Consider the following 12922-nt stretch of genomic DNA (forward strand, 5'->3'; position numbering starts at 1 on the left):
GTCGGGGGACGAGCTGCGCGCGCAGCTCCAGGCGTTCACGAGCGGCAATCCCGTCGAGGGGCTCATCGTCTCCGAGGAGGCCGCGTCGCGCGCCGCCCAGGTGGCCTTCCTCTTCAGCGGACAAGGCTCGCAGCACCTGGGCATGGGGCGAGAGCTGTACACGCGTGAGCCCGCGTTCCGCGCCGCGATGGACCGCTGCGCGAGCATCATGGCGCCGCACCTGCCCCGTCCCCTGCTGGAGGTGCTGTTCGCCGAGGAGGGCAGCGGCTCACCGCTGGAGCAGGCGGTGTTCACCCAGCCCGCCATGGTGGCGCTGGAGGTGTCCCTCGCGGAGCAGTGGAAGTCCTGGGGCGTGGAGCCCTCCGTGGTGGTGGGACACAGCCTGGGACAGTACGCGGCGGCGTGCGTGGCGGGCGTCTTCAGCCTCGAAGACATGCTGCCATTGGTCGCCCTGCGTGGACGGCTGATGCATGAGCTGCCTCCGGGTGGGGAGATGGCCTCGTTCCTCGCGCCCCATGCGCGGGTGGCGGAGGCCATCGAGCCCTATCGCGACCGGCTGTCCATCGCGGCCATCAATGGCCCCACGAGCACGGTCATCTCCGGCGCGAGCGAGGCCGTCCAAGCGGTGATGAAGGCCCTGACGGCGGAGGGCATCCAGGCGCGCAAGCTCAACGTCTCGCACGCCTTCCACTCGCCCTTGATGCATCCAATGATCGACCGCTTCCGGGAGCAGCTCTCCCGAGTGCGGTTCAACGCGCCGAGGCTGCGCATCGTCTCCGACATGACGGGGCAGCTCGTGGAAGGCCATTTGTCGGAGCCGGACTTCTGGTGCCGGCACCTGCTCCAGCCCGTCAACTTCGCGCGAGCCGTGGAGTCCATCCACGCGCTGGGCGTGCGCAACTTCGTGGAGGTCGGTCCCGCGAGCGTGCTGCTCGGCCTCGCGCAGCGGTGCATCCCAGAGGACGGCGAGTCACGCGAGTGGCTGCCTTCGCTGCACACGGGCGTGGGGAATCGACGGCGGATGCTGGAGAGTCTGGCCACGCTCCACACGCGCGGCGTCGCCGTAGATTGGTCCCAGGTGCATGGGAAGACATCGCGTGGCCGGGTGCGCCTGCCCCTCACGTCCTTCGAGCGTGAGCGCTACTGGGTGGAGACCGGTCCGGAGACCTCGGGAGCGCAGCCCCTGCCCTCACAGGCGGGAGTGGTGCATCCGCTGCTCGGCCGGCGCGTCGAGCTGGCGGGCTCGACCGAGGTGCGCTTCGAGGGAGCGCTCGGCGCCAGGGAGCCGTTCTTCCTCGACCACCATCGCGCCGCGGGCACCGCGCTGTTGCCAGCGGCGGCCCATGTCGAGCTGGCCCTGGCCGCGGGACGCTTCTCCGGTGTGTCGGGTGAGAAGCCGCTGGAGTTGCTCCAGCTCACCTTCGAGCGTCCCGTCGCGCTGCCAGAGAAGGGCGCCGTCGTCCTCCAGTCCACGCTGGTGAAGGAGGATGGAGCGACGCAGTCCCTCAAGGTGTTCCTGCGCCGGGAGCAAGACCGGGTCATCACCTGGGAGCAGGTGGCCACGGGCCGGCTCGGGGCCGCGTCACCGTCGAAGTCGGGGGGCGAGTCCCTGGCCTCCCTGCGGTCACGCATGACGGAGGCCATCGCTCCAGCGGACTACTACGCGCATCTGGCCAGCGGAGGCCTGGTGTACGGGTCCATGTTCCAGGCGCTCCAGGCCATGTACGGACAGGAGGGCGAGGCGCTCGTGCGCATCGTCCTGCCCGAGGGACTCAAGCTGGAGCCCTACACCGTGCACCCGGTGATGCTGGATGCGTGCTTCCAGGCGTTGGGCGTGACGTTCCCCAAGCGCAAGGACACGCCCTATCTGCCCGCGGGCATCGAAGGGCTCCGACTCCACGCCCCCATGGAGCGCGAGGTCTGGGCAAGTCTCCAGCGTCGACAAGAAGGCCTGGAGGCGATCGCCTCGCTCCGGGTGTTCAGCACGGACGGGCGACTGCTCGCGGAGGCCGAGCGACTGCGTTTCCGTCAGGTCCGGCTGGAGGCCCTGCTGGGTCAGGGAGACAAGCTGCTCGAGGAGTGGCTCTACGCCCTCGAATGGCACCCCGCCCTGCCCCATGGGCGCCGCGTGTCCCCCTCCTGGATTCCCACGCCGGGCTCGCTGCGTGACGCGGTCCTCCCTCGGCTGGAGGCCTTGTCGGGCCGGGAAGACCTCGCGGCCTACGGCGTCTTCCTCCAGGAGCTGGAGTCGCTGTGCGTTCCCTACGTGCTGCGGGCGATGGAGCGACTGGGCTGCGACTTCACCCCTGGCTCCCGCTTCAAGGCGGACGAGCGCGCCGTGCAGCTCGGTGTCATCCCGCTCCATCAACGACTGTGGCGGCGGCTGCTCGAGATGCTCACCGAAGAAGGCCTGCTGCGCGCCACGGGAGAGACGCTGGAGGTCATCACCCGTCCCGAGCCGATGGATGTCGCGGCGCGCATGGCGTCGCTGGCGGAGCGCTACCCGGCACATCGCTCGGAGCAGGCCTTGGTACAGCGCTGCGGCGAGGGACTCGCGGAGGCACTGCGGGGTCGCTGCGACCCGTTGGAGCTGCTGTTCCCCAAGGGCGACATGGAGGTCGCGGCAAGTCTGTACCGTGACTCGCCAGGCCCGCGGGAGCTGAACGCGCAGGCGAAGACAGCGCTAGCGCAAGCCGTCTCGCGCCTGCCGCCCGAGCGCACCGTGCGAATCCTGGAGATTGGCGCCGGGACTGGTGGCACAACGGCGCTGCTGCTGCCCGAACTGCCGGTGGAGCGCACCGAGTATGTCTTCACGGACATCTCTCCGCTCTTCCTCCAGCGGGCCGCGCAGGAGTTCCGCGCGCATCCGTTCGTGACGTATCGGACGCTCGACATCGAGAAGGACCCGGCCGCCCAGGGCTTCGAGGCCGGCGGCTTCGACATCATCGTCGCGGCCAACGTCCTGCACGCCACGGAGAGCTTGAGGGAGACGCTGAGAAACGCGCGGCGGTTGCTGGCGCCCTCGGGGATGTTGCTCGTCGTCGAGGCCACCTCCAAGCGGCGCTGGGTCGACCTCACGTTCGGCCTCACGTCGGGCTGGTGGCGCTACACGGACACGGACCTGCGCCCCACGCATCCGCTGATTCCCAGCTCGGGATGGAAGACGCTGTTCGCCCAGGAGGGCTTCGCCACCAGCGCGGCGCTGGCGAAGGCGGAGCACGAGGCCAGCCTCCAGGCGGCGGTTCTCCTCGCGCGGCTGCCAGACGAGGACGTGCGCGCCAGCAATCGCCAGTGGCTCATCGTCGCGGACTCACGAGGCACGGGAGACAAGCTTGCGGAGCGCCTGGAAGCCCGAGGCGAGCTGTGCACCATCGTCTCCGGCGCGGGAGCCACGGTCGCGGACTTCTCCCAGTTGTTGAACTCGCTCGCGACCTCGCGAGCCCCCACGCACGTCGTCCACCTCACGAGCCTCGACTCCTCGGGCCCGGACGACATGGCGCAGCTCGACCTGGAGGCGGCGTACCGCAACGGCTGCGGCAGCGCGCTCGACCTGCTCCAGGCGTTGCTCGCCACGCGGCTGTCCCCTGCGCTGAGCTTCGTCACCCGAGGCGCGCTCGACGTGCTGGGAGATGGAGCACCGGGCGTCGCGCAGTCGCCACTGCACGGCCTCGGGCGAGGCATCGCCATGGAGTACCCCAAGCTGGGAGGAACGGTCATCGACCTGGACCCTCGGCGCGACGACCTGGAGGGATTGGTGACGGAGCTGCTCTCGGAGCGCTCCGATGAGCAGGTCGCCTTCCGAGACGGCATCCGGCGCGTGCCTCGCGTCATGCGGCATTCGCGGATGGAGTCGGAAGTGCCCTTCCAGTGCCGGGAGGATGGGACGTACCTCATCACCGGCGGCCTGAATGGTCTGGGCTTGCTCACGGCCAGGCTGCTCGTCGAACGCGGGGCCCGGCACCTCCTGTTGATTGGACGCGGAGCCCCGACAGCAGCGGCCTCGGAGCAGCTTCAGGAGTTGGAGAGCGCCCACGTGCGCGTCGTGGTGTCCCGCGCCGATGTGTCACAGGAAGACGCGCTGGCCCGGGCCCTGACCACAGGGTTGGAAGGCATGCCTCCGTTACGAGGAGTCATCCACTCCGCGGGCGCGCTCGACGACGGCATCCTGGAGCAACAGACGCATGCGCGCTTCAAGAAGGTGTTCGCGGCGAAGGTGCTGGGCTCGTGGAACCTGCACCGGCTGACGCTGGGACAGCCGCTCGACTTCTTCGTCCTCTACTCGTCCATCGCTTCGCTGCTGGGCAACAGCGGGCAGGCGAACCACTCCGCGGCCAACACGTTCCAGGACGCGCTGGCCCACTACCGGCGCGCCAAGGGCCTGCCCGCGTTGACCATCAACTGGGGTGCTTGGTCGGAAGTGGGCGCCGCGGCGAACGAGCGCGTCCAGGAGCGCCTCGCGGACCGGTGGATGAACCCCATCCGTCCGGCCCAGGGGCTCGCCGTCCTGTCATCACTACTCTCGGCCAGCGCCACGATTCAAGTGGCGGTCATGCCTATCGCCCGAGGTGGCTTCGAGGTGAAGGGCGCGGTGCCGCTCTTGCTGTCCGCGCTCGTCGCGCGGGAGGGTGGTGGCGGCGCGAAGGCCTCGGCGCGAGACGATGCCCTGCTCCGCAAGCTGTCGGAGGTCTCCCCCGTGGAGGCGCGTCGACTGCTGGTGACCGAGCTCCAGAAGCGCCTGTCCAAGGTGCTGCGCATCAAGAACCCGTCGCGACTGGCGCCGGAGCGCCCCCTCACCGAGCTGGGCCTCGACTCGCTGATGGCCATCGAGCTGAAGAACCACCTGATGAACGCGCTGGGCGTGGACCTGCCCATCTCCAAGTTCATCGGCGGCGCCAGTCTCCAGGAGCTGGCGGAGCTGACCCAGCAGCAACTCACCGTCAATCAGCTCGCGTCGACGTCTTCGCTCACGGCCGAGGCCACGCCGGGAATGAGTGAGCTGACCCTATGAACCTGGAGCAGCTCCTCTCGAGCCTCACGGAGCGCCACGTCCAGCTCTGGGCGGAGGGCCCGAACCTGCGCGTCCGCGCGCGAGACGGCGTGGTGGACGCGACGCTCCGCTCGGCGCTCGTGGAGCACAAGCCTCGACTGCTGGAGCTGCTTCACCAGGCTCGCGGGGCCCCGGAGTCCACTCGACTGGAGCCGCTGCCTCGGACCGGTCCGCCGCCGCTGTCGCTCACCCAGGAGCGGCTGTGGCGGGCGGAGATACAGGCGCCGGACCTCGCTCCGGCCCACATCGCCAGCTTCGCCATGCGGCTGGAGGGGCCGCTCGACCGACGTGCGCTGACGCGGGCCGTGGCGACGCTCGTCGAGCGTCACGAGGTGCTGCGGACGACGTTCGAGCTGCGAGGAGACACGCCCGTCCAGGTCATCGCGTCCCCCGGGGCGACCGCGCTGGAGCCCGTGGACCTGCGGGCGCTCGACGCGGAGGCACAGCAGGAGGCGCTGGGACGCATCCTCCATGACGAGCAGCGGAGGCGAATCGACCTGACCCGAGGCCCGCTGTTCCGCGCCTGGCTCCTGCTCCTCTCCGAGCAGAGCCATGTGATGGTGATGATGATGCACCACACGGTGGTGGATGGCGCATCCCGGGGAGCGCTGGTGCATGAGCTGACGGTGCTCTATGCGGCCTTCCTCGCGGACAAGCCCTGCCCTCTCGCGCCCCTTCGCCTCCAGTACGCGGACTACGCGCGATGGCAACGGCGCTGGCTCGCGGAGGAAGTCCTCCCGCGACAGCTCGGGTATTGGGAGCAGCAGCTCGCGGACCCGCCGCCTCGACTGGAGTGGCCCTCGGGCTCGCGGGGACTGGCGCAGCGGCGCTACCACGGGGGCTCCGTGGACTTCCGCGTGGAGCACGACCTCATCGAGCGACTGCGCGCGGTGGGACAGCAGGCGGGCTGCACCCTCTTCATGGTGCTGTTGTCCTCGCTGTACGTGCTCCTGGCGCGAGCCTGTGGACAGCGAGACCTGCTCATCGGCACGCCCGCCGCGAATCGTGGCCACACGGACCTGGAGCCGCTCGTCGGGACGTTCCTCAACACGCTGGCGCTGCGCTTGCGCCCCAAGGGCTCACCGACCTTCCTGGAGCTGCTCACCCATGCACGCGCCGTCTCGCTCGGGGCCTATGCCCATCCGGACGTTCCGCCCGAGGCCATTGGAGGCCCGACGCCCGACGTGATGCTCGTCTTCAAGGGCATCGCGCCCCAGCCCGAGCTGTCCGCGCTCGAGGCGACTCCCCTGACGCTCGCGCACGACACGGCGCTGCTCGACCTCACCCTGTACCTGGAAGAGACCTCGACGGGGTTGCGCGGAGAGCTCATCCACGACGCCGACCGCATCGACTCGGCCACCGTCACGGGCTGGGCCCGAGAGCTCCAGGCCCTTCTGCGCGCCTTCGCGGAGGACCCCCGGCAAGCAGTCTTCCCCTACCCACACCCCCAGAGGCACCCATGACGGCATTGATGCGCCCCGCTACCGAACCCGCAGTGCGTGACTCGCGCCCCATCCTCGAAGGTCCCGGCATCGGCTATCACCAGAACTGGTACGCCGTCTGCCTTTCAAGGGAGCTCAAGCCCGGCAAGATTGTCGGCCGCGGGTTCCTGGATGGAAAGGTGATTGCCTTTCGGGGACAGAATGGCAAGGCGCAGGTGATGAGCGCCTATTGCAGTCACATTGGCGCGGACCTGAGCATCGGTGACGTGATTGGCGACGAGGTGCGCTGCCCCTTCCACCATTGGCAGTACAACCAAGACGGCGTGTGCACCAAGATTCCCGTGGGCTGCAAGATTCCCGACCGCGCTCGCATCCAGACGTTTCCCACGGCGGAGAAGTGGGGAATGGTCTGGGCGTTCAACGGTGAGAAGCCGTTGTTCGACGTGCCGGGCGTGCGGGGCTACGAGGAGAGCGAGCTGCTCTACGGCGTCAAGGTGCACGAGGCGGGCTTCCCCGTCCCTCCCTGGGTCATGGTGTGCAACTCCCACGACTACCAGCACCTGCATACGCTGCACGAGCTGGGCATCATCGAGGGGCCCATCAACATGAACAGCTCGGACTACGTCCTCGAGCACGACGTGCACTACACCACGCGTGACGGCTTGAAGGTCGAGAACTGGAACCGGGTGACGGGCACCAACACGTTCTCCGCCATCTCCCGCACGCCCTCGGGCCCCATCTTCGGCATGTTCACCGGCACGCGCATTCCTGGCGGCGGAACGCGGGCCTACCTGCTCGCGGGCGTGCCGCGAAAGGAAGGCAAGAACAAGGGCCGGCCGCCGACCCGCACGGAGCAGTTCGCGCTCGTGAGCGGCACCATGATGAGCTTCCTCAAGGACGCCCCCCGACTGCTGCGCGCCGCGAAGTTCATGCAGGCCTTCCTCGATGACGATGAGGGCGTGCTGCAGACCATCCAGTTCCGGCAAGGGGTGATGGTCGAAGCGGACAAGACCCTGCTCGGCTTCCTCAAGTACGTCCGCGAGTACCCCAAGGCAGACCTGCTCTCCGCCGACTGAATCGTGTGTTCCTGGCACGGCCAGGCGAGTCCGGGAGAGGGCTGGGGTTGGCCCTGGGAAGAGGCTCCCCTGCCCCCCAGTCCTGCATCCGGGCGATAGGGGGCCCTGGTGTCCGCGCCGGTCCACCGGCCCCGGGCGCGCCCCCGGCCGGGTCTCCCCAGGCCCCCTGGGATGCGCCAACCCCTCAAGAGCGTTGATGAATTCGGGGTCCGTGCTCCGGGCCGCCCCGGGCGGACGGGGCCGGGTGCCCGGCGCTCCACTCTTCGACGTCCGGGATGCGCTCCACGGTCGCATCCCACCTCCCCCCTGTTATAAAGCGCCCCCCATGCTTGAGACCGTCACCAAGGGCTTCCGCGCCGCCAAGAACCGCCTCGCCGGCAAGAGCGAGCTCACCCCCGAGCTGGTCGACGAGTCGCTGCGCGACATCCGCGTCTCGCTCCTCGAGGCCGACGTCGCCTTCGACGTGGTGAAGAAGTTTGTCGCCCGCGTCCGCGAGAAGGCCGTGGGCGAGCTCGTCCAGACGACCATCACCGATGCCTCGGGCCAGAAGCGCAAGGTCAGCCCGATGGACCACTTCATCAAGATCTGCCACGACGAGCTCGAGGCGCTGATGGGGCCGGTCGACACGAGCCTGAACCTCAAGCCGAAGGGGCAGCTCTCCGGCATCATGATGGTGGGCCTCCAGGGCTCCGGTAAGACGACGACCACCGGGAAGCTCGCCAACCGGCTGCTCCAGCAGGGGCGCAAGCCACTGCTCGTCGCCGCGGACATCTACCGTCCCGCCGCCGTGGATCAGCTCAAGGTGCTGGGCGAGCGGCTCAAGGTGCCCGTCTACCACGAGCCCGGCTTGCAGCCGCCCGAGCTGGCCAAGCGAGGCTATGCCGCCGCGCGCGAGCAGAAGTGCGACGTGGTGATCATCGACACCGCCGGTCGACTCGCCATCGACGAAGCGCTGATGAACGAGCTGGAGTCCATCAAGACCAACGTCCACCCGGACAACATCCTCCTGGTGTGTGACGCGATGATTGGTCAGGACGCCGTGCGCACGGCCGCCGAGTTCGACCGGCGCCTGAGCCTGGATGGCTTCATCCTGACAAAGCTGGACGGCGATGCTCGCGGCGGCGCGGCGCTCTCCATCAAGGAAGTCACTGGCAAGCCCATCAAGTTCCTCGGCATGGGCGAGTCGATGGACAAGTTGGAGGAGTTCCGCCCGGAGGGCCTCGCGGGTCGCATCCTCGGGTTCGGCGACATCGTCGGCCTGATGAAGGACTTCGAGAAGGTCGTCGACGAGAAGAAGGCCGAGGACGACGCGCGCAAGCTCTTGTCCGGCCAGTTCTCGATGAAGGACTTCGTCGAGCAGATCCGCATGGTGCGGAAGATGGGTCCGCTCAAGGACCTGCTGGAGAAGTTCCCCCTCTTCGGCGACCTCACCGACCAGCTCAACCCGGACGAGAAGGAGCTGACCAAGATTGAGTCGATGTACGACTCGATGACGGAGAAGGAGCGCCTGCGTCCGGACCTCATCAACTCCAGCCGGATTGGCCGCATCGCGAAGGGCAGCGGTCGCAAGCCGGAGGACGTGCGCGAGCTGCTCCAGAAGTTCGGGATGATGCAGCAGGTGATGGGGACCATTGGCCAGAACCCGGGCCTCTTGGGCCGAATCCCTGGCTTCAAGCAGCTGGGACAGCTGTCGCAGATGCGGAACATGGACCTCTCCAGCATGTTCGGCGGGGATCCGAAGATGATGGAGAAGATGATGAGCGGCGGCATGCCCGGGATGGGGATGCCCATGCAGCTCCCGCAGGTGGCTCCCGGCTACACGCCCCCCATGGGCCAGGCCGCCATGGCGAAGGCCCGCCTCATGGGCTACGCCCCGCCCGCCGCCGGCGGGAAGCCCGAGGACCGCGACGCCATCAAGGAGCGCCGCAAGCGCGAGAAGGACAACAAGAAGAAGAACCGGAAGAAGAAGTAGGACCGGGTCCTTCAAGTCCATGACGGTGAAGCCCGCGCTGCTCGGAGGAGTCCGAGGGGCGCGGGCTTCTCGTTTCAGGGCGGGTGCGCGGTTCGTGGACGGAGGTCCGTGGCGACGGACGGGCTGCCAGGGGCCTCCCTGGCCGAGTCAGCCGGGCCTGAGGCGATCGTGGTAGGCATCCGAGTGCCGGGCTGGGCTCTCACGAGGGCGCCTGACCGTGGAACGCACCCTGCACAGTGGTCCTTTCATGACGAACCGACTTCGCCTCTCCGTTCCCCTTGTCGCTGTCTTCCTGTTCGTCGGGTGTATCGATGTACCGGACATCGTGGACCCGCCGGATGCGGGGCAGCCTCCGGTCGATGCCGGTCCAACGCAGGACGGAGGAGGAGGCACGCCTGACTCCGGGCCTGCCGATACGTTCCCACCGACGATTCGGACAACAACGCCGCTAGGCGGGGCCACGCAGGTCTCCATCCACACGGGCCTGATGCTGACGTTCTCCGAAACTATGGAACAGAGCACCGTTGAAGTCTTTGTCGAGCCGGAGATCTCCCTCGTCGATGCAGTGTGGAGCCTTCAAGGCACGACTTTCACACTGGGAGTCGCGTCTCCTTTGAGCGAAAACACGCGCTACACAGTCACCGTGGCAGGTCAGGACATCGCCGGCAATGCCCTCACTGGGCCTCATACATTCTCGTTCACCACGGCGGGCCCTGCTCCTGACACCACTCCTCCCACGGTGCTCTCAACGATTCCCCTGAACACAGCCATCGGAGTTGACCGAAATCCCCCCTTCGAAGTCGTGTTTTCGGAACCGATGAATCGAGCGTCAGTGGAATCAGCATTCGCGATTCTATCGCCTGCTGGCCTCAATGCCGGCACGTTCGCATGGAATGCCGCGTCGACAGTAGTGACATATACTCTGCCAACGAGTCTCGCGCCAGGAACGGACCTCCGGTGGCAGGTCTCCACCAGTGCGAAAGATGTCGCCGGAAATTCCATGATTGAAACAGCCATCCAGAGCTTCAGGAGCATGCGACAGGGCATAATGACATTCGACTTCGACCCAATCACCAGCGGAGATGTCGCGGCCCCTAGCTTCTTTCGCCAGACGGCCTATTACAACATCGCCTCCGTGGGCGATTGGAGCAACAATCACAGCTACAGGTTGTTCCTTGGCTTTCAGTTGGCCAATCTTCCTGAAGAACTCACCCTCATCCGGCAAGCTCAGCTCAAGTGGTGGGTCACGAACCAGCAAGGAGCCCCATACGGAAAGCTTGGTCGACTTCTATTGGAACCTGTGGATATCGGGGAAGAACTCCCCGTGTATTTTGGGTACAATCCGGAGCTTGAGGTCGCTTATTCCAGTCAGGCAATCTCTTCAGGAGTCAGCGTTCCCGCCATCCAACCAGGGCGTCCCGCCACTATCGACGTCACCACTATGGTCGCTGCGGATTGGGTAAATCGAGTCGCAAGAAACAAGAAAACCCAGTATCGCCTCCGCTTTGAGCTCGGGACCAACAACGACAATGTTGTTGATGTCTTGCAATCAAGCAGCGAAACCGACCCCAAGCTGGCTGAACTTGAAGTCACGTACGACTATCCGTGAGAGCAGCGAGGCATCGTGAAGCAACGAGCGTGCGCTCTCAGCCCTGCTTCTTCGGAACAACGAGCCCCTGGCTCAGGCGTTTCAGCACCCGCTTCTTCTGTCGGCGCTTGTATGCCTCGTGAGAGTTCTCGCCCAGTTCGTTCTGATGGGCGGTCTCCGCGTCGACAATCTGGAATTCCACGAGCGAGATAACCACGCGGCCCTTCCTTGGCCGCGTGTCTTCCTCGGGGGAAGGTAGATAGGCATCCATCCGCACCGGAATATCCACCACGAAATTGAGCGCCCGATAGCTGCTGCCTGAAAACAGGTTTCCGCCCCGATCCTCCCGGTCCTCGTAGTTGCGGTCCAAATGGAGGTTGGGCGTGAACTGCTCGAAGTGAGGGTACTCCTCGAGCAACCCTTTGAACGGTAGCAGGGTATTTTCGGTTTGGCCCGGTACGACCAAGTGAAAGGGGAACAGTCGCTGCGTGAGGTAGTACAGCACAGGCAACAGGTCGTCTCGTGACCGGGTTACGACTCGAAATCGAGTGCGGTCATAGACTTGGGCAGCCACTGTCTCCTTCTTCGCCAGGAGCTTGGTAACAAGGGAGTCCTGGGTCTTGATGGAGTGGGCGAACTCGACAATCGGCAAGCCTTTCTCCTGCATTTCCTGGGCGACGCCGAGCACCTTCTCCATCACCAATTCAGCCAGCTCCGCTTCCGAGATCGCGAGTCGGAAGAGAAGGTCTCGACCTTCGATGTGCTGGATGACGTGCATCACCTTCAATACGACACACGCGATGCGGCGGTGCCGCGCGTTACCCTTCGCGCCCGAGGCCAGGAGAAAGAGGTCGTGAATCTCTTCAGGCTTCGCGACCGCGTCCGCCACACGGTAGTTGAAGGTCTTGCGCAGATACGCTACCGCCTCCGCCAGCACGAGACGGGCCCAGGCCTCATCATAGGGACGAGAGACGTCTAGTTGGCAGAGGCGCAGGAATCGGTCGACCTCATCGCGAACCTGGAAGTGCATTCGCCTCCAGTCGATGACCGACCCCCCTCGCAGAATGAGGCGGATGCGCTCAAGTTCGCGCAAGCCCATCTCCGCGACAGTGCGAACAGGGATGTCCGGGAGAACGGGGGTTAGCGAAGGAGCCTTCACGCCGAACTTCCTAGCTGAGCAAGACGATTCGGGAAAGTCCCATGGAGAAACAAGAAAGGCCCTCGCTCCAGAAGGAGGCGAGGGCCTTTCGACGCAGGCCAGAACGAATCAGGAAGGACTACTTCGAGGCCATCGGCTTACCGGCCGCATAGTGAACCTCAGAGATCTTCTGGCCTTCTGCGGTGTAGGTCGCCTCGACCCCTTCGCGGAGCCCCTTCACCCACGTCTGCTCCATCTTTTTGGAACCGTTGGGATGAAACTGAACCCGCTGACCGTGGTAATCGTTGTTCACAAACTGGGTCTCCCCCGTCTTCACACCATTCGTGTCGTAGAAGGTCCAGTGCCCCGTACGGAACCCGTCCTTGTACTGGCCCTCGGACTGCTTCTGCCCATTGGCCCAGAAGTCCATATAGGGCCCATGGTGGGAGCCCTTATCGCTCCCCGTCGACTTCACGCAGGAGACGCCGAGGTCCTTGCTCACCCGCGTCCCCTTCTGAACGGTTCCCGTAGGGCAGTTGAGGTGCACCTCACGGCCCACAGAGGTGTCCTCGGCCATGGCATGGGAGGCGGCAAACGTCATACACAGGGCAACAAAACGGAAAGACATCTCGTTCTCCTTCGTACGTGGCAACGGGCAC

At 66.1% G+C, this 12922-nt stretch carries 7 protein-coding genes; 5 read left to right on the forward strand and 2 right to left on the reverse strand.

Features of this window, described 5'->3' with window-relative positions:
* The 5 genes from ACN469_RS17990 to ACN469_RS18010 form a co-directional block, all read left to right on the forward strand.
* A partial coding sequence (locus tag ACN469_RS17990) for an SDR family NAD(P)-dependent oxidoreductase (protein ID WP_498769521.1) occupies window positions 1-5008 on the forward strand: 5008 nt, incomplete at its 5' end.
* A complete protein-coding gene (locus ACN469_RS17995) occupies window positions 5005-6510 on the forward strand; it encodes a condensation domain-containing protein (RefSeq protein ID WP_498769523.1) in 1506 nt (501 codons plus the stop codon). The genes ACN469_RS17990 and ACN469_RS17995, both read left to right, overlap by 4 nt.
* Window positions 6507-7565 (forward strand): Rieske 2Fe-2S domain-containing protein, encoded by a 1059-nt coding sequence (locus ACN469_RS18000; RefSeq protein WP_498769525.1) that lies wholly within the window; start codon window positions 6507-6509, stop codon window positions 7563-7565. The genes ACN469_RS17995 and ACN469_RS18000 overlap by 4 nt, the downstream gene beginning before the upstream one ends.
* Window positions 7566-7890: 325 nt before the next feature.
* Window positions 7891-9537 (forward strand): signal recognition particle protein, encoded by a 1647-nt coding sequence (gene ffh / locus ACN469_RS18005; RefSeq protein ID WP_498769527.1) that lies wholly within the window; start codon window positions 7891-7893, stop codon window positions 9535-9537.
* 217 nt (window positions 9538-9754) lie between these two features.
* Window positions 9755-11146: an Ig-like domain-containing domain gene (locus ACN469_RS18010; protein ID WP_498769529.1), complete on the forward strand. Its 1392-nt coding sequence runs from the start codon at window positions 9755-9757 to the stop codon at window positions 11144-11146.
* 37 nt (window positions 11147-11183) lie between these two features.
* Here the strand turns inward: ACN469_RS18010 and ACN469_RS18015 are convergent, their stop codons facing one another.
* Both ACN469_RS18015 and ACN469_RS18020 read right to left on the reverse strand, forming a co-directional pair.
* Window positions 11184-12284, reverse strand: coding sequence for a TIGR04552 family protein (locus tag ACN469_RS18015; RefSeq protein ID WP_498769531.1), 1101 nt, complete (start codon window positions 12282-12284; stop codon window positions 11184-11186).
* A 118-nt stretch (window positions 12285-12402) separates the two neighbouring features.
* Window positions 12403-12891: a toxin-antitoxin system YwqK family antitoxin gene (locus tag ACN469_RS18020; RefSeq protein WP_498769533.1), complete on the reverse strand. Its 489-nt coding sequence runs from the start codon at window positions 12889-12891 to the stop codon at window positions 12403-12405.
* Window positions 12892-12922: the final 31 nt, after the last annotated feature.

It is taken from the genome of Corallococcus terminator (genome assembly GCF_049194865.1).
Classification (GTDB): Bacteria; Myxococcota; Myxococcia; order Myxococcales; family Myxococcaceae; genus Myxococcus; species Myxococcus terminator_A.

Coding starts and splice junctions, on each gene's coding strand:
- ACN469_RS17995 (WP_498769523.1), top strand. CDS start 5,005: ATGAACCTGGAGCAGCTCCTCTCGAGCCTCACGGAGCGCCACGTCCAG.
- ACN469_RS18020 (WP_498769533.1), bottom strand. CDS start 12,891: ATGTCTTTCCGTTTTGTTGCCCTGTGTATGACGTTTGCCGCCTCCCAT.
- ffh (WP_498769527.1), top strand. CDS start 7,891: ATGCTTGAGACCGTCACCAAGGGCTTCCGCGCCGCCAAGAACCGCCTC.
- ACN469_RS18000 (WP_498769525.1), top strand. CDS start 6,507: ATGACGGCATTGATGCGCCCCGCTACCGAACCCGCAGTGCGTGACTCG.